This is a genomic window from Stappia sp. ABD4_338 (assembly GCF_056312175.1).
Genome location: NZ_CM149982.1, coordinates 581,517 through 597,499 on the forward strand (window position 1 = coordinate 581,517; position 15,983 = coordinate 597,499).

The following is a 15,983-nucleotide window of genomic DNA, read 5'->3' on the forward strand; positions in this document are numbered from 1 at the left end:
ACCGCCGGTTCAGGCCTTTTTCACGAACTCGCAGAGAATGACGATCCGCTGGCCCTCGACCTTGCCTTCCAGGTGGCGGGGGTTGTCTTCCACCAGCGAGATCTTGCGCACGGCCGTGCCGCGCTTGGCGGTGAAGCCGGCGCCCTTGACGGGGAGGTCCTTGATGAGGGTCACCGTGTCGCCGGAGGCCAGAACGGTTCCGTTGCTGTCCACGTGAACGACCTTGTCGCCCGTTTCGAGGCCGGCTTCCGCCCAGCTCAGCGTGTCCTCGTCGAGATAGGCGATGTCGAGCACGTCGCGTGCCCAGGGGGCCTCGGAAAGCCCCTTGAGCAGCCGCCACGCGAGAACCTGCACCGCCGGCTCCGTGCTCCAGATGGCCTCGTTCAGGCACTGCCAGTGCGGCGCGTCCTGCGGGCCGTTCTCAAGTCCCTCGCGGCAGGTGTCGCAAACGGGCACGCTCACATCGCGGGGGGCGACCTCGAAAGCGGTTGCATCGGAGGAGGAACACAGGGCGCACTGGGTCATGAAGGCTCCGGACTGGCTCTTGGGCTTTTATGGCGGGCCCGGGCGGAAAGCCCGGGGGAGGGCGGGTGCCCGTGTGGCATACGCCCCCCGCCCGGGTCCTGTCCATGCGGGAATACACCAAGTCCGGTGCTGGCTGTTCAGAAACCCTCGACGACGATCTTGCCGCGTGCGGTTCCCGTCTCGATCCGCCTGTGCGCCTCGCGCAGCGTCTCGGCATTGATCGGGGAGAGTGTCTCCGAGACCGTCGTGCGCAGACGTCCCGCGTCGACCTCCCCGGCGATGAACGCCAGAAGCCGATGCTGCTCGATCATGTCCGGTGTCTGGAACATGGCGCGCGCGAACATCAGCTCCCAATGCAGGCTCGCGGCCTTCAGCTTCATCTGTTCCATGGGCATGGGCAGGTGTGTCTGGTCGATGGTGACGATGGAGCCCTGCGGGCGGACGAGCTCGACCGCTTCCTCCCAGTGCGCCATGTCGTTGAAGATCGCAACGTGATCCACGTGCTCGAAGCCGAGCGCGCGGACCTGGGGCACCATCGGTTCCCGGTGGTTGACCACATGGTCGGCCCCGAGTTCGCGCACCCATGCCTCCGTCTCGGGACGCGAGGCGGTGGTGATCACGACAAGACCCGCACGCTTGGCAAGCTGGATGCCGATGGAGCCGACACCGCCGGCGCCTCCCACGATCAGGATCGAGCGGCCACGATTTGCGCCGTCCCGGTCGAGCCCCAGCCTGTCGAAGAAGGATTCATAGGCCGTGATCGCGGTGAGAGGCAGCGCGGCGGCCTCGGCGAAGGAAAGGCTCTTCGGCTTTGGGCCGACAATGCGCTCGTCGACGAGGTGGAATTCCTGGTTCGTGCCCGGCCGGGTCACGTCGCCGGCGTAGAAGACCTCGTCGCCCGGCTTGAAAAGGGCGACGTCAGGCCCGACAGCCTCGACGATGCCGCTTGCGTCATAGCCGAGCACGCGCGGAGTGTCCTCCACCGCGTCCTTCGGGGCGCGCTGCTTGGTATCGACCGGGTTGACCGCCACGGCCTGGACCGCGACGAGAATGTCGCGTCCTTCGGGGGCCGGCTTCGGCAGGTCGAAATCCTCCAGGGATCGTGGATCGTCGATTGGCAGATATCGAGTCAGTCCAACGGCTTTCATCGCCAGGTCTCCATGTCGTGAAAAGGGAAGGGATGGGTGGACAGGGCGGACGGTGGATCGTCCGCCCGGTCGTGACAAGACCGGTCAGGCGGCGGTCTCGAAGGCGGGGTAGGTCGAATACCCTGCTTCGTCGCCGCCGAACAGTGTCGCCGGATCGAGGTCGGCGAGCGGCAGGTTCTCCCGCAGCCGGCGGGGAAGGTCGGGATTGGCGATGAACGGACGCCCGAAGGCGACGATGTCCGCGTATTCCGCCGCAAGGATCGCTTCGGCGCGGGACAGGTCGTAGCGTCCGGCGACGATGATGCGTCCGGAGTAGGCAGCGCGCAGCGCCTTGCGGAAGTCCTCCGGTGTCTCCGGCGCGTCGTCCCAGTCGGCCTCGGCAAGGTGCAGATACGCGAGACCGAGCGCGTCGATGCGCCGGCCCGCCTTCACCACGGTGTCGAGGATCTGCGGGTCATGCATGCCCCGCTGCGTGATGACCGGCGAGAGCCGCAGCCCGGTGCGTTCGGCTCCCACGGCTCCCGCGACCGCCTCGACCACCTCCTGCAGGAAGCGCAGGCGGTTTTCCTGCGAGCCGCCGTAGCGGTCGTCGCGGGTGTTGGAACTCGAGCGCAGGAACTGGTCGATCAGGTAGCCGTTGGCACCGTGGATTTCCACGCCGTCAAATCCGGCGGCGATGGCGTTTTCCGCCGCCCGGGCGTAGTCGGCGACGATGCCGGGGATCTCGCCTGTCTCGAGCGCGCGCGGAACCGGGCTGTCGACCGTGCCGCCCGTTCCGGTTTCGGGGTCCGCGACCCAGACCTGCGCCTGCGGGGAAATGGCCGAGGGTGCCACCGGCAGCTCGCCGCCGTGAAAGACCGGATGGCTCATGCGGCCCACGTGCCAGAGCTGGGCGAAGATGCGTCCGCCGGCCGCGTGTACCGCCGTCGTCGTCTTGCGCCAGCCGGCAACCTGTTCATCGGAATGGAGACCGGGCGTATAGGAATAGCCCTGCCCCTGGGGCGAGATCTGCGTTGCCTCCGAAACGATGAGGCCGGCCGTGGCGCGCTGGGCATAGTAGGTCGCCATCATCTCGTTGGGCACGTTGCCGGGCTGCGTGCTGCGTGCCCGGGTCATGGGAGCCATGGCGATGCGATTGGCCAGCTCGAGGGGGCCGAGCGTGACGGGTTCGAAAAGGGATGTGGTCATCGGATTCGATCTCCGGTGTGTCCGCCTGGGGGAGGGGCGGCCACCGTGGCCGCCCGCGTTGATCCCGATCTAGGTGTTGCGGCTCCTTCGGAAAATCGGCAGGATCTCGAAATCATAATTCGAGAAAGGCGAATAATGCTGCTCGACAACCTGGCCCTCTTCCTGCGGATCGTTGAACGCGGCGGTCTTGCGGCCGGCGGCCGCGATCTCGGGCTGTCGCCCGCGAGCGTCTCGGAGCGGCTCGCGGCGCTGGAACGTCACTATGGAGTGAGCCTGCTGGTGCGCACCACGCGCAGCCTGCGGCTGACGGAGGAAGGGGCGACGCTGGTGGATGGCGCCCGCCGGCTTCTGGCGGCCGCGGAGGATCTCGACGGGCGTATCCGCCTGGGCGCCGACCGTCTTTCGGGCGTCATCCGTGTGACGGCGCCCGAGGATCTTGGGCGTCAGATCATCGTGCCGGCGCTCGATCTTTTCCTGGAGGCGCATCCCGAGGTGACCGTCGATCTGGACCTGACCGACGGCTATGTCGATCTGGTCGGGCGGGGCTTCGATCTCGCCGTGCGTCACGGGGTTCTTGCCGACAGCAGCCTGAAGGCGCGTCCGCTCGGCGAGAACCGCCGGGTGGTCGTCGCCGCGCCCTCCTATGTGGAGCGGCATGGCGCGCCCGCGCATCCGGACGATCTTGCCGGCCACGATTGCCTGCTGATGCGCTTTGGCGGCAACCTCGACCGCCAGTGGTCGTTTCTCGTCGATGGCGAGATCCGCAACGTGACCGTGAGCGGGCGGCGGATCGCCAATGACGGCGGCATCGTCAGGCGGTGGTGTCGCGAGGGACGCGGGATCGCCCTGAAATCGGTCCGCGATGTTGCCGAAGACCTTGCCGAGGGGCGTCTGGTGGAGCTTCTCGGCGGCTTTTCCGCAGGCTGCACGGCATTGCAGATCGTCTATCCGCCGGGAATGACCCGCCCGCGCCGGGTGCGGATGCTGATCGATCATCTGGTGGCGGAACTCGGGAGCGAGGGAGCCGCCTGTCGGGACCTCAGTCCTCGCGCCTTGGACGGTTGACCAGCGTCACGAGCACGAAGGATATGATCATCAGAAGCACCCAGGCATTGAGCTTGGCGAGCGAGACGAATGTCCAGCCGTTGGCCTGGTCGGGATAGCGCCAGGCACGGGCGAAGGTGCCGAGGTTCTCGGCGAACCAGATAAAGAGCGCGACCAGGAAAAACCCGAGCACCAGCGGCATGCGCTGGCGGTAGCGGTAGGCGGAATAATGCACCCAGGTCCGCCCGTAGAGCACGAAGAGCACCGCGAACAGGCCGAGCCGGATGTCGACCGTGTAGTGATGGGTGAAGAAGTTGACGTAGATCGCCAGCGCGAAGAGCCAGGTGGTCCACAGCGGCGGATAGTTGGTGTAGCCGAAATCGAGAATGCGCGAGATGCGGGCCAGATAGCTGCCGACCGCGGCGTACATGAAGCCCGAGAAAAGCGGCACGCCGCCGATGCGGAAGAAGCTTTCCTCCGGATAGATCCACGAGCCCGCCGCAGTCTTGAACACCTCCATCGCCGTTCCCACGACGTGGAAGATCAGGATGACCTTGGCCTCGTCCAGGGTTTCGTAGCGTGCCGCCAGCAGCCAGACCTGGATCGCCAGTGCGGCGAGGAACAGGAAGTCGTAGCGGGTGAGGGACGCGTCGTCGGGATAGAGAAAGCGGGTCGCCAGGATCAGTGCCAGCAGCAGCGCGCCGAAGATGCAGGCGTAGGCCTGCTTGATGCCGAAGGCGAGAAACTCGGTCGCGGCGCGTGCGAACACGCCCTTTCCAAGCCGCCGGTAGACGAGCGGCAGCACCCGGTGGAGCATCTTCTCCGTGCGCGAGGCGGCGTTGGCGGGGCGGCCCAGACGGCGCACGAGGTCCAGACCCATGGATCTTGCCTCAGCGACCGGGAGCCGAACCGAGCGCCCCGTGCACGGCACGCAGGAAACCGGTGAGGTCGTCCGTCACGAAGTCCACGTGCGGCGCCGCCTGTCCCTCCAGTTCCCAGGCGCCGCTGAAGACGGGCCGCGCGCCATCCGGCACGAGAAGCACGGTGCGCATCCCGAGCCGGTGCGGCGCGTCGAGATTGCGCGACAGGTCCTCGAACATGGCCGCGCGTGCCGGTGCCACGCCCGTGCGCTCCAGGAAGAGATTGTAGGTCTCGAGATTCGGCTTGGGCAGGAGCCCGGCCGCCACGATGTCGAAGATATCGTCGAAATGCTCGGAGATGCCGAGCCGCGCGGCGGTTCGTTCCGCATGCGGCCGGTCGCCGTTGGTGAAGATGAACTTGCGCCCGGGCAGTCGCCCGATCAGGTGACCAAGCTCCGGGTTCGGCTCGACCGGCGAATAGTCGATGTCATGCACGAACTCGAGAAACGCGTCGGGCTCGATCTCATGCTCGATCATCAGCCCGCGCAGGGTCGTTCCGTACTCGTGATAGAATGCCTTCTGGCGCAGGTGCGCCTCTTCCCGCGACAGGTCGAGGGCGCGCGAGACATAGTCCGCGATGCGGGCATCGATCTGCGAGAACAGGTCGGCGCTCGCCGGATAGAGCGTGTTGTCGAGATCGAACACCCACGCCTCGACGCCCGCGAAGGCGCGCAGGTCGTGCCGGTGGGCGCGGGCGCGTTTCTCGCCGTCTTCCTCGTGTGCGGTCATGGACGGATGAGCGTTCCCGCGCCGTGGTCGGTGAACAGCTCCAGCAGCACCGCGTGCGGCACCTTGCCGTCCAGGATGACGACACCCTCCACGCCCCGCTCGATGGCCTCGATGCAGGTTTCCACCTTGGGGATCATGCCGCCCGAGATCGTGCCATCGGCGATCAGCTCGCGCGCCTGGCTGACGGTCAGTTCCTTGATGAGCTTCTTGTCGGCGTCGAGCACGCCGGGAACATCCGTGAGGAACAGCAGCCGCTTGGCGTCCAGCGAACCGGCAATGGCTCCGGCGAAGGTGTCGGCGTTGATGTTGTAGGTCTCGCCGTCCTCGCCGGGAGCGACCGGCGCGACGACGGGGATGATCTCTTCCTTCATCACCAGGCGCAGCACGGTCGGGTCCACGGTGCGCGGCGCGCCGACGAAGCCGAGGTCGAGAACCTTCTCGATCTGCGAATCGGGGTCACGCACCTTGCGCTGCAGCTTCTCGGCCTTGACCAGGTTTCCGTCCTTGCCGCAAAGGCCGATGGCCTTGCCGCCCTCGGAATTGATGAGATGCACCACTTCCTTGTTGATCGAACCGGCCAGCACCATCTCGACGACTTCCACCGTGGCCCGGTCGGTGACGCGCAGGCCGTTGCGGAACTCGCTGCGGATGCCGAGTCGGTCGAGCATGGAGCCGATCTGCGGTCCGCCGCCGTGGACCACGACGGGGAGCACGCCGGCGAGGCGCAGGAGCGTGATGTCGCGGGCGAACGCGTGGCCGAGCTCGGCGTCTCCCATGGCGTGTCCGCCGTATTTCACGACGACGACCTGATCGTCGTAGCGCAGCATGTGCGGCAGGGCCTTGGAAATCACCTGGGCCGGGTTGAGGGCGGCGGTATCTGTCATGTCGGCGGGCACCTTCGGATGCGGGCGGCAGTCAGGCCGCTGTCACGGCGGGCAGGAGGACGACTCCGCGTGAGCGCGCCCCTGCCGCTCTATAACGGCTTTCCGGGTATCGCTCAATTGCGGGCGCGATGTGGCCGCCTCACGCAACGCCGGCGCGCATGTCGCGGGTTTCGCCGGAGATGCGGGCATGGGAGCGGGCCAGAAGATCCTCCATCTGCTCCACCGGAACCGGCCTGGAGAAGTGGAAGCCCTGCAGGTCGTCGCAGCCGATACGGGCGAGGAAGTGCTTCTGCTCGTCGGTTTCGATTCCCTCCGCCGTCACCTTCAGGCCGAGGTCGACGGCCAGCTTCACCACCGCTTGCGTGACCTTGTTGTGGTCGTGGCTCTCGCCGAGTCCGCGAACGAAGGCGCGGTCGACCTTGAGCCGGTCGATGGAGAACTGCAGCAGATGGGTGAGGGAGCCGTAGCCGGTTCCGAAATCGTCGAGCACGATGGCGATGCCCATCATCTTGAGCTCGCGGATCACGGCGGCAAGGTCCCGGCTCGGGGTGAGCAGGATGTCCTCGGTGATCTCCAGTTCGAGGTCGCGACCGTCGAAGCCGGTGCGTTCCAGGATCGTGCGCACCCGGTTGACGAGGCGCGGATCGCGCAGTTGCGCGGCGAAGAGATTGACGGACAGGCGGAATCCCTTGCCGTTCGCGCCGCGCCAGCCTTGCGTGCGCCGGCAGGCCTCCTCCAGCACCCAGTAGCCGACGTCGAGCGCGTGCCGGCTGCCGTCGAGAACGGGCAGGAAGGCGCCCGGAGGCAGCGTGCCGCGTTCGGGGTGGTTCCACCGCAGCAGCACCTCCGCGCCGACGATGGCCTCGTCGTCGATGCGCACCACGGGCTGGTAGACGAGCTGGAACTGATGCGCGTCGATGGCCTCGCCGAGCTCACGGGTCAGTGTGTTGCGGGTGTCCGCGTCGCGGCGCATCTGCATGTCGAAGATGGTGAAGCGCGCCCGGCCGAGGCTCTTCGACTGGTAGAGCGCAAGGTCGGCGTTGCCCATGATCTGGCCGAACGAGGCGCCGTGGTCGGGCAGCACGGCGACACCGATGCTGCAGCCGCACTCCACGATCTCGGGGCCCGCCTCGAAGGGCGCGCCGACGGCCTGGGCGATCGCGGCCGCATATTCGGGGATCGCGCCGTCGCGCGCGAGGTTCGGCTCCAGGATGGCGAATTCGTCACCGCCGAGGCGGGCGACGGAAGCGTTTTCGCCGACGCAGGCCTTGAGGCGGCGGGCGATCTCGATCAGGAGTTCATCGCCGCAAGAATGGCCGTGTGTGTCGTTGACGAGCTTGAAGTTGTCCACGTCGAGGACGAACACCGTGGCGCTGCGCCCGGTCTCCTGCCAGTCGCGGAAGGTGTCGGCCACGCGCTGCTCGAACCGGCGCCGGTTGGCGAGGCCGGTGAGCGGATCCCGATGGGCGAGGGCCTCGATCTGGCGCCGCACCACTTCCTCGGCCGTCACGTCGCGCGCGGACCCGCGATAGCCAAGGAAAACGCCGGACTGTCCGAAGACGGGGCGCCCGCTGATCGAGTGCACGCGCTCGACATCCCCGTCATGCCAGCGAAAGCGCAGGTCGCGGAATGACTTGCGTTCGTCGAGATCGGCCTTGTGCCGGGCCCAGAAGGCCTCGCTCTCGCCGTTTCCGATGACGGAATCCCAGCGGGTCTTGCCCAGCAGGTCGTGAAAGCGCGCACGCGCGCCGTCGTCCGAACCGGACAGGAACGTGAACCGGTAGGCCGTGTCCTGTTCCCAGATCCAGTCGGAGGCGATGTCGAGATAGTCGCTGAGCCGCGCGTCGCGCTTCATGCCTTCGAACACGCGCACGCACAAGGCCGTCAGGGCCTCCATGACGGCGTGCTGGTCGGATGTGAGCCCCTCCGGGCGTACGGCCGGGTCGATCACGCACAGCGTACCGAGAGCCGTTCCACGGCCCGAGCGAATCGGAAAGCCGGCATAGAAGCGGTTGCCATCCTCGGGCAGGACGTAGGGGTAATGCGCGAAGCGGGGGTCCTTGCTCAGGTCCGGCACGATGAGGGGGATCTTGCCGCAATAGGCGACGCCGCAAACCGACTTTGCGGTTTCGGTCTGGCGCACGTCCGAGCCGACCGCCGCCGCCACATGCAGGATCTCGCCCTCGGCAAGCGTGATGAACGACTTTCGGGTTCCCGTGACCCGCGCCGCGATCTCGACGATACGCTGGAGCGATACATCCCCGCGCCCGTCGGCCAGCGGCAAACCGGCCACCATGTCCCGGCTCTGCCCGGTCCTCGGTCGGCCATTGCCGCCTGAACCGGGCGCACCTCCGTTGTGCTCGACCATGTCCACCCCTTCCAAAACATATAAATTACATATGTAAATTTACGCTACGTTAAAATGTGCAGAGTCGTGAGGGAAGTCGAGTTGCCAACCCGACCTGCCTGCCAGCAAATTCACACCTCGAAAGCGGCGGTCGTCAAGCCTTGCCTACCAGGAGGCAAGCGTATGAATCTCCGCGCGGAGGTCCGCAATTCCCGCCATCTTGTCCGATGACGTCCTGATCAGCGAGGGGTATGCGGCCGGGCGCTTGGAAATCCGCGCCAGCGATTCCTCCGCGACGCGTTCGACGGCGCCCGGCTTGATCTTGTCGATCTTGGTCAGGACGATCTGGTAATTGACCGCCGCCCGGTCGAGAAGATCCATCGTCTTCAGGTCGACATCCTTAATGCCGTGACGGCTGTCGATCAGCATGAAGACGCGCCGCAGGCGCGCGCGGCCCTGAAGGAAGGTGAAGACGAGGTCGGTCCACGCATCGACCAGCGACTTGGGCGCCTGGGCGTAGCCGTATCCGGGCATGTCGACCAGTGTCACCGGACTGTCGGGTGCGTGAAAGAAGTTGAGCATCTGGGTGCGGCCGGGGGTGTTCGATGTCCGTGCCAGTCCCTTCACGCCGGTCAGGGCGTTGATCAAGCTGGACTTCCCGACGTTCGAGCGGCCCGCGAAGGCCACCTCGACCCGCTCGGCCTGCGGAAGCTGGTCGAGCGTCGCGACGCTGGTCTGGAACGTCCAGGGACGGCGGAACAATAGCCGGCCGGCTTCCAGGGCCTCTTCGGTGGGGGCAAAAGGGTTTTCGGCGTCGCTCATCGTGGCCCGGTGCCTGTGCCGCCCGGGCAGCCCGGCGCGGCATGCTCTTGTGTGATTGTGACGGTCCGAACCACGAGGCGCGGACCGTCGTGCCTCAAGGGGCCTGGCGGAGTGCCTCGGGATCCGCACCGCGGATGGCGTCGAGATTGCGCGTGATGCGGTCCGCAGGCCAGGTCCACCAGGCCGTTTCCAGCAACGTCGCGATCGTCACCTCATCGAAGCGGTATCGCACAACCCGCGCCGGGTTGCCAGCCACCACCGCGTAAGGGGGAACGTCGCCGGCAACCACGCTCATGGCGCCGACGATGGCGCCGTCGCCGATGGTGACGCCGGGCAGGATCGTCGCGTCACGGCCGATCCACACGTCGTTGCCCACCTTCGTGTCCCCGCGCAATCCGGAAAGGATCCCGGCGGGGTCGAACCCGTCCTCCCAGCCATTGGCGAAGATGTTGAAGGGGTAGGTCGACAACCCGGTCATGTCGTGGTTCGCGCCGTTCATGATGAAGCGCACGCCGGTCGCAAGGGCGCAGAAGCGCCCGATCACCAGCCGGTCGCCGATGAAATCGTAGTGATAGAGGACGTTGCGGTCCTCGAACTCCGCCGCGTGGTCGGGGTCGTTGTAATAGGTGAAGTCGCCCACCTCGATGGTCGGGCGCGTGATGACGGTCTTCAGGAAAACCGTGTGCGTGGCGCCGCCCATCGGGTGGCGTGTCTCGGGTGATGGTCCGTGCATGAGGAGGTCCTGGCAGCGGGAGGGACGCCGTTCCGGCGCGGTCCGCATCGCTCGCGGCATCCGGAAAGGCGTGTGAGGTCTGGCGGGTCGTTCGCGCAGCCCGCCTGCTTGCTGGCGGCGGCGCGCGGGACGGGCCTCACAACATGACGATGGTACGGCTCCCGTCGGGAGGTCTCCGTGCCCTTGTCGTGACCGTTCGGTCCGCCCTCAGTGCTGCTTGTTCATTGGCAGGGTCCTCCGCCTGAGCGGGCATGTGCGGGCAAATGCGTCCGCCTCGTGCCGGATAGCTAGAATAATGGTGAGCCCTTGCGCGTGCCGCAACCCGCGCGGCCTGGACAGGACCACAAAAAAAGCCCCGCGCCGGAGGACGCGGGGCTTTCGGGTCACACTGGAGGACAGGCCTCAGTTGGCCTTGTCGTCCGCGGGCTTTCGTCGCGAGAACGTGCCCTTGAGATTGTCCCAGAGTTCGATCTTCACGCCCTGGCGGCGCATGATCACCGCCTGCTGGGTGATCGACAGGGAGTTGTTCCAGGCCCAGTAGATCACCAGACCGGCCGGGAAGGAGGCCAGCATGAAGGTGAAGAGCACCGGCATCCAGGTGAAGATCATCTGCTGGGTCGGATCCGGCGGGGCCGGGTTCATCTTCATCTGGACGAACATCGTGATGCCCATGATGAGCGGCCAGACGCCGAGCATCAGCAGGTGCGGCGGATCCCAGGGGATCAGGCCGAACAGGTTGAAGATCGAGGTCGGGTCCGGGGCGGAGAGATCCTGGATCCAGCCGAAGAAGGGCGCGTGCCGCATCTCGATGGTGACGAACAGGACCTTGTACAGCGAGAAGAAGACCGGGATCTGGATCACCACCGGCAGACAGCCCGCCAGCGGATTGATCTTTTCCTTCTTGTACAGCTCCATCATCGCCTGCTGCTGCTTCTGCCGGTCGTCGGCATAGCGCTCGCGAATCTCGGTCATCTGCGGCTGCACGAGCTTCATCTTGCTCATGGAGACGTAGGACTTGTTGGCGAGCGGGAAGAAGAGGAGCTTGATCATGACCGTCACGACCAGGATCGCCACGCCGAAGTTTCCGACGAGGTGATAGAGCCAGTCGATGAGGAAGAACATCGGCTTGGTGAGGAAGTAGAACCAGCCCCAGTCGATGAGGAGGTCGAACTGCTTGATCGACAGGTCGTCGCGATAGGCGTTGAGGAGCTTGGTCTCCTTGGCGCCCGCGAAGAGATGCGTCTTGGTGCCGTTCGTCTCGCCCGGCGCGATGGTCAGGGCGTCGCCGAGATAGCTTGCGCGGTAGCTGTCGGTGCCGGCCGCATAGGCGAACTCCGGCTCGAACGCGGTTTCGCCTTCGGGAATGAGCGTCGAGGCCCAGTACTTGTCGGTGATGCCGAGCCAGCCGCCGGTGGTCGAGCCGAGGCGCTGCGGACCGTCGTCCTTGAGGTCGGAATAGTCGACCTCACGCAGGCCCTCCTCGCCAAGCACGCCGATGAGTCCCTCGTGAAGGATGTAGAAGCCGGCGGTCTTCGGGGTGCCGAAGCGGTCGATCAGGCCGTAGGGATAGAGCTCGACCGGCTCGCCGGTCGCGTTCGTCACCCGCTGGTCGATGGAGAACATGTAGTTGGCGTCGACCGTTATCACGCGCTCGAAGGTCAGGCCGTTGCCATTGTCCCAGCTCAGCGTGACCGGGGTGTCCTGGGTCAGGCGCGCGCCCTCGGGGACGTTCCAGGTCGTGGTGGGGCCGGGCACGGCGATCTTCGCGCCCTGGGCGGTCGCGTAGCCGAAGTCGGCATAATAGGCGTCGGGCGCCTGGCGCGGCGAGAACAGCACGATGGTCGGGCTGTCGTCCTCGACGGTTTCGCGGAACTTCTTCAGCCGGATGTCGTCGATGCGGCCACCTACGAGATTAATCGAGCCGGAAATGCTCGGCGTCTCGATGGGCACGCGCGGGCTTTCCGCAAGTGCCGCCGCGCGGTCGAGCGTTGCCGCCTGGCCGGCGCTGCCGGGCACGCTGGCGTTCGTCGTCGCGCTGCCGCCCGGGGCGGGCGTGGCATGGGTCTCGCCATCGGCGGTGCCGGACTGAGCCTGCTCGGCCTGCTGCGACTGGGCGGCCTCGCGCTGTCGCTCGATCTGGGGCTGGGCGACAAAATACTGCCATCCGAGCAGGACGATCAGGGACAGGACGATTGCCAGGATCGTGTTGCGGTTGTCAGCCATAGTCGGCGGTCATCCTTGCGGGTTGGGACGGTTTGACCGGGCCGGGGCGGGGCGCGATTGCGTCCGCGAGCCCTTTTTGCCCCTTGCGGGGCGCGGCGAAGTCTCTGCGGAAAGCGGCGCCCGGGCAAGCCCCCGCGACAGATCGCGCAGGAGATCCTGAAAGTCCTGGCTCAGCGCGCCGCGGCGGCCCACAAGCACATAGGACACATCGTGCCGGGCCTCGGCGGCGACTTCGCGCACGGCCGCGCGCAGGCGTCGGCGGATGCGGTTGCGCTCCACGGCATTGCCGGTCTTCTTCGTGACCGTATAGCCGATGCGCGGCGGGCCCGGAACCGGGGCTGCCTGCAGCACGAAAGCGCGCCGAGGCAACCGGCCACCCTTTGCGATGGCCAGAAACTCGGCACGCTTCTTGAGCGTCGGCAATGTATCCGGCGGCACGGGATCGCTCGGCAGTGTCGCGGACACGAGAGCCCCCTTCCGCCGCCGTTGGCGCTGGCCGTTACGCGCTCAGCCGCTTGCGGCCCTTGGCGCGGCGGCGGGCGATGACCTGACGACCGTTCTTGGTGGCCATGCGGCTGCGGAAGCCGTGGCGGCGCTTGCGAACGAGGCGGCTCGGCTGGTAGGTGCGCTTCATTGTTTCTTCTCCCGCGCGCGATGGGCGCGCGGCCCTGGTTTTCGAATTGTCTGGTGGTCGAGTCCCGCCCGATCACCGGTCAGTCCGCAGACGGTCTGAACGGCAGTCGTACGGTCGTTCTGGGCGCCGAGCGTGTCAGCACGACCCGATTTCGGGGCTTATACGGGTCGTCCCGCGGGAAGTCAACGAAAACGGGGCATGATCGGGGGGGATTGTAACGCCGGGTTTCCCGTCTTCTCACGCTGGGGTGAAGCCGGCCTCGCGGCGGGATCACTTCGCGGTGAGACAGCCCGTTTTCCACCCGATCGATACCAGATTCACGGTAGCAGGGGAGACGGGAGAACGCGGAAGGCCGACCGCCGGCTCCGTTTCCGGGACCGAAAGTGCCGGTCCCGGCCCCGAGGCATGAGGAGAGGTGATGCCGGACGAGACCACACGAGAGACGCGCCGGGGCGACGCCCCCCGCGACGATGCCCATGCGGGGCGTCGCGGCATGATGCGCAGGTTTCTGCCGCTTGCCGGGCTCGCCGGTGTGATGCTCGCGGTCTATCTCTCCGGCGGTCACGCGTTTCTCTCCCTGTCGAACCTGATCCGCCAGCGCGCGGCGCTCGCGGCTCTGGTCGAGGCGAATCTGCTGCTTGCCTGCGCCACCTTCGCGGTCGTCTACGTGGTTGCCGTGGCGCTGTCCTTTCCCGGCGCGTCGCTGCTGACGATCATGGGCGGTTTCCTGTTCGGCTGGCTGCTCGGCGGCACCCTGACGGCGGTTTCCGCGACCCTGGGCGCGACGGTCGTGTTTCTGATCGCGCGCACATCACTCGGATCCGCCTTGCGGGGCGAGGCCGGCCCGTTCCTGACACGCATGGCGGACGGCTTTCGCAAGGACGGCTTCCACTATCTGCTGTTCTTGCGTCTGGCGCCGGTCTTTCCGTTCTGGCTCGTCAACATCGCCCCGGCGCTGTTCGACATGCGCCTGCGTCCGTATCTCGTGGCCACCTTCGTCGGGATCCTGCCGGGGACCTATGCCTACGCCTTCATCGGCACGGGGCTCGACAGCGTCATCGCGGCGCAGGAAGCCGCCGATCCCGGATGTGCGGCCGCCGGAACCTGCCATATAGAGGTTTCGGCGCTCGTCACGGGCGAGCTTGTGGCGGCCTTCGCGGTTCTCGCCCTTGCCGCCCTCGTTCCGGTCGTCGTGCGTCGCCTGCGTCCGCGCGGCGGCCCGTCCGGCGAATCGTGATCCCGTCCCTGGAAAGGAAGTCGCCATGTCGCATGTCCTGACTCCCGACATCTGCGTCATCGGTGGCGGTTCGGGCGGCCTGTCCGTTGCCGCCGCGGCCGCCGCCTTCGGAGTGGAGGTCGTGCTTGCCGAAAAGGGGCCGATGGGCGGCGACTGCCTCAACACTGGCTGCGTGCCTTCCAAGGCGCTGATCGCGGCGGCCCGTACGGCCCGCCATGCCAGGGACGCGGGCGGTTTCGGCGTTTCCGCCGGGGAGGTGCATGTCGATTTCGCCGCCGTCAACGCGCATGTGCATGGCGTGATCGAGGCTATTGCCCCGCATGATTCCGTCGAACGCTTCGAGGGACTTGGCGTGAGGGTCCTGCAGGACACGGCCCGCTTCGTGGATGCCCGCACGGTCGCCTGCGCGGGCATGCTGGTTCGCGCGCGCCGCTTCGTGATCGCCACGGGCTCGCGTCCGGCCGTTCCGCCGATTCCCGGTCTCGACCGCGTTCCCTATCTCACCAACGAGACGGTGTTCGGCCTCACCGAGTGCCCCGGACACCTGCTGGTGATCGGAGGCGGGCCGATCGGCGCGGAGCTTGCCCAGGCCCATGCGCGCCTCGGTGCCAGGGTGAGCGTCGTCGAGGCGGAGCGCCTCCTGGGGCGCGAGGATCCCGCGCTCGTCGCTCCGGTGCTGGAGGCACTGCGCGCCGATGGCGTCGATATGGTGGAGGGCGCAAGGGTCGTGGCCGTCGAGGGGAGGGCCGGCGACATCCGCCTGACCCTGGAGTGCGACGGCGCGCCCCGCGAGATTGCCGGCACCCATCTTCTGGTCGCCGTCGGGCGCAGGCCCTCGATCGGCGGACTGGGACTGGAGGCGGCCGGTATCGCCCATGGCCCGCGCGGGATCGAGGTCGGATCCGACCTGAGAACCTCCAACCGCCGCGTCTACGCCATTGGCGATGTGGCCGGGGGCGCGCAGTTCACCCATGTTGCCGGCTATCATGCCGGGCTGGTCGTGCGCTCGATCCTGTTTCGCCTGCCGGCACGTGAGAATCGCGACATTCTGCCGCGTGTGACCTTCACCGAACCCGAGATCGGGCACGTCGGCCTCACACCGGACGAGGCGCGCGCGCGGTTCGGGGACAAGGCCGTTCGCGTTCTGGAGGCGCCCTTTTCCGGCAATGACCGGGCACGGACCGAGCGCGCCACGCAAGGCTGTGTGCGGCTCGTGGTCGCCGGGCGCGGGCGAATTGTCGGTGGCGCGGTGGTGGGCCCGAGCGGAGGAGAGATCACCAACCTGCTGAGCGTGCTTGTCGCCCGACGCATGAGCGTGCGCGAGATGGCGTCCGTCGTGCTTCCCTATCCGTCCCTGTCGGAAGCTGTTCGCCGCGCGGCGATTTCCTACTATGCTGAGAGCACGAAGAACCCGTGGCTGCGGCGGGTGTTGCGCCTGCTTGCATGGTTCGGCTAGCCGGACGGATGCGGGTGGGCGGGCCATCGCGGCCGCAGCGCGCAAGGGTAGGCGGGACCACGTGACGAGGCCGCAATCAGGCAGCAGCGGATC

At 67.0% G+C, this 15,983-nt stretch carries 15 protein-coding genes; 3 read left to right on the plus strand and 12 right to left on the minus strand.

Annotated elements, in window-relative coordinates:
* Positions 1 to 9 precede the first annotated feature (9 nt).
* The 3 genes from ACYX4S_RS02610 to ACYX4S_RS02620 form a co-directional block, all read right to left on the minus strand.
* Entirely contained in the window at positions 10 to 525 is a 516-nt protein-coding gene (locus tag ACYX4S_RS02610; protein ID WP_476361781.1) for an alkylphosphonate utilization protein, read from the minus strand.
* Positions 526 to 662: 137 nt separating this feature from the next.
* Positions 663 to 1,673: a zinc-binding alcohol dehydrogenase family protein gene (locus tag ACYX4S_RS02615; protein ID WP_476361782.1), complete on the minus strand. Its 1,011-nt coding sequence runs from the start codon at positions 1,671 to 1,673 to the stop codon at positions 663 to 665.
* 84 nt (positions 1,674 to 1,757) lie between these two features.
* Positions 1,758 to 2,861: an alkene reductase gene (locus ACYX4S_RS02620; protein WP_476361783.1), complete on the minus strand. Its 1,104-nt coding sequence runs from the start codon at positions 2,859 to 2,861 to the stop codon at positions 1,758 to 1,760.
* Between the two features lie 135 nt (positions 2,862 to 2,996).
* Between ACYX4S_RS02620 and ACYX4S_RS02625 the strand changes: the two genes are divergently transcribed.
* A complete protein-coding gene (locus ACYX4S_RS02625) occupies positions 2,997 to 3,926 on the plus strand; it encodes a LysR family transcriptional regulator (RefSeq protein WP_476361784.1) in 930 nt (309 codons plus the stop codon).
* Here the strand turns inward: ACYX4S_RS02625 and ACYX4S_RS02630 are convergent.
* The 9 genes from ACYX4S_RS02630 to rpmH all read right to left on the minus strand — a co-directional run bounded on the left by ACYX4S_RS02630 (position 3,901) and on the right by rpmH (position 13,197).
* Positions 3,901 to 4,785, minus strand: a complete 885-nt coding sequence (locus ACYX4S_RS02630; RefSeq protein WP_476361785.1) for a DUF817 domain-containing protein — start codon at positions 4,783 to 4,785, stop codon at positions 3,901 to 3,903. The two genes, ACYX4S_RS02625 and ACYX4S_RS02630, sit on opposite strands and share 26 nt — an antisense overlap.
* Positions 4,786 to 4,795: 10 nt before the next feature.
* The gene (locus tag ACYX4S_RS02635; protein WP_476361786.1) at positions 4,796 to 5,554 is read right to left on the minus strand and encodes a pyrimidine 5'-nucleotidase; all 759 of its coding nucleotides are present in this window, start codon (positions 5,552 to 5,554) and stop codon (positions 4,796 to 4,798) included.
* Positions 5,551 to 6,438, minus strand: coding sequence for an acetylglutamate kinase (argB, locus tag ACYX4S_RS02640; protein ID WP_293723992.1), 888 nt, complete (start codon positions 6,436 to 6,438; stop codon positions 5,551 to 5,553). The genes ACYX4S_RS02635 and argB overlap by 4 nt, the downstream gene beginning before the upstream one ends.
* Positions 6,439 to 6,577: 139 nt before the next feature.
* The gene (locus ACYX4S_RS02645) at positions 6,578 to 8,734 is read right to left on the minus strand and encodes a putative bifunctional diguanylate cyclase/phosphodiesterase (protein WP_476361787.1); all 2,157 of its coding nucleotides are present in this window, start codon (positions 8,732 to 8,734) and stop codon (positions 6,578 to 6,580) included.
* 216 nt (positions 8,735 to 8,950) lie between these two features.
* Positions 8,951 to 9,607 carry a ribosome biogenesis GTP-binding protein YihA/YsxC gene (gene yihA / locus ACYX4S_RS02650; protein WP_293723996.1) on the minus strand — a complete coding sequence of 219 codons (657 nt, stop codon included), beginning with the start codon at positions 9,605 to 9,607 and terminating at the stop codon, positions 8,951 to 8,953.
* Between the two features lie 94 nt (positions 9,608 to 9,701).
* On the minus strand, positions 9,702 to 10,388 hold the full coding sequence (locus ACYX4S_RS02655; protein ID WP_476361788.1) for a CatB-related O-acetyltransferase: 687 nt from the start codon (positions 10,386 to 10,388) through the stop codon (positions 9,702 to 9,704).
* Between the two features lie 354 nt (positions 10,389 to 10,742).
* Positions 10,743 to 12,563, minus strand: a complete 1,821-nt coding sequence (gene yidC, locus ACYX4S_RS02660) for a membrane protein insertase YidC (RefSeq protein ID WP_476361789.1) — start codon at positions 12,561 to 12,563, stop codon at positions 10,743 to 10,745.
* A 9-nt stretch (positions 12,564 to 12,572) separates the two neighbouring features.
* Positions 12,573 to 13,028 (minus strand): ribonuclease P protein component, encoded by a 456-nt coding sequence (gene rnpA / locus ACYX4S_RS02665; RefSeq protein ID WP_293724004.1) that lies wholly within the window; start codon positions 13,026 to 13,028, stop codon positions 12,573 to 12,575.
* 34 nt (positions 13,029 to 13,062) lie between these two features.
* On the minus strand, positions 13,063 to 13,197 hold the full coding sequence (rpmH, locus tag ACYX4S_RS02670) for a 50S ribosomal protein L34 (RefSeq protein ID WP_293724006.1): 135 nt from the start codon (positions 13,195 to 13,197) through the stop codon (positions 13,063 to 13,065).
* Between the two features lie 418 nt (positions 13,198 to 13,615).
* Between rpmH and ACYX4S_RS02675 the strand changes: the two genes are divergently transcribed.
* Together ACYX4S_RS02675 and ACYX4S_RS02680 are read left to right on the plus strand one after the other, a co-directional pair.
* Positions 13,616 to 14,434, plus strand: a complete 819-nt coding sequence (locus tag ACYX4S_RS02675; protein WP_476361790.1) for a TVP38/TMEM64 family protein — start codon at positions 13,616 to 13,618, stop codon at positions 14,432 to 14,434.
* 25 nt (positions 14,435 to 14,459) lie between these two features.
* Positions 14,460 to 15,890, plus strand: a complete 1,431-nt coding sequence (locus ACYX4S_RS02680) for a dihydrolipoyl dehydrogenase family protein (protein WP_476361791.1) — start codon at positions 14,460 to 14,462, stop codon at positions 15,888 to 15,890.
* Positions 15,891 to 15,983 lie beyond the last annotated feature (93 nt).

What these genes read in the sequence shown, in the direction of transcription:
- ACYX4S_RS02655 (WP_476361788.1), bottom strand. Translation starts at nt 10,388, where the DNA reads ATGCGGACCGCGCCGGAACGGCGTCCCTCCCGCTGCCAGGACCTCCTC.
- yihA (WP_293723996.1), bottom strand. Translation starts at nt 9,607, where the DNA reads ATGAGCGACGCCGAAAACCCTTTTGCCCCCACCGAAGAGGCCCTGGAA.
- ACYX4S_RS02635 (WP_476361786.1), bottom strand. Translation starts at nt 5,554, where the DNA reads ATGACCGCACACGAGGAAGACGGCGAGAAACGCGCCCGCGCCCACCGG.
- ACYX4S_RS02630 (WP_476361785.1), bottom strand. Translation starts at nt 4,785, where the DNA reads ATGGGTCTGGACCTCGTGCGCCGTCTGGGCCGCCCCGCCAACGCCGCC.
- ACYX4S_RS02625 (WP_476361784.1), top strand. Translation starts at nt 2,997, where the DNA reads ATGCTGCTCGACAACCTGGCCCTCTTCCTGCGGATCGTTGAACGCGGC.
- ACYX4S_RS02615 (WP_476361782.1), bottom strand. Translation starts at nt 1,673, where the DNA reads ATGAAAGCCGTTGGACTGACTCGATATCTGCCAATCGACGATCCACGA.
- yidC (WP_476361789.1), bottom strand. Translation starts at nt 12,563, where the DNA reads ATGGCTGACAACCGCAACACGATCCTGGCAATCGTCCTGTCCCTGATC.
- ACYX4S_RS02675 (WP_476361790.1), top strand. Translation starts at nt 13,616, where the DNA reads ATGCCGGACGAGACCACACGAGAGACGCGCCGGGGCGACGCCCCCCGC.
- ACYX4S_RS02680 (WP_476361791.1), top strand. Translation starts at nt 14,460, where the DNA reads ATGTCGCATGTCCTGACTCCCGACATCTGCGTCATCGGTGGCGGTTCG.
- argB (WP_293723992.1), bottom strand. Translation starts at nt 6,438, where the DNA reads ATGACAGATACCGCCGCCCTCAACCCGGCCCAGGTGATTTCCAAGGCC.
- rpmH (WP_293724006.1), bottom strand. Translation starts at nt 13,197, where the DNA reads ATGAAGCGCACCTACCAGCCGAGCCGCCTCGTTCGCAAGCGCCGCCAC.
- ACYX4S_RS02620 (WP_476361783.1), bottom strand. Translation starts at nt 2,861, where the DNA reads ATGACCACATCCCTTTTCGAACCCGTCACGCTCGGCCCCCTCGAGCTG.
- ACYX4S_RS02645 (WP_476361787.1), bottom strand. Translation starts at nt 8,734, where the DNA reads ATGGTGGCCGGTTTGCCGCTGGCCGACGGGCGCGGGGATGTATCGCTC.
- ACYX4S_RS02610 (WP_476361781.1), bottom strand. Translation starts at nt 525, where the DNA reads ATGACCCAGTGCGCCCTGTGTTCCTCCTCCGATGCAACCGCTTTCGAG.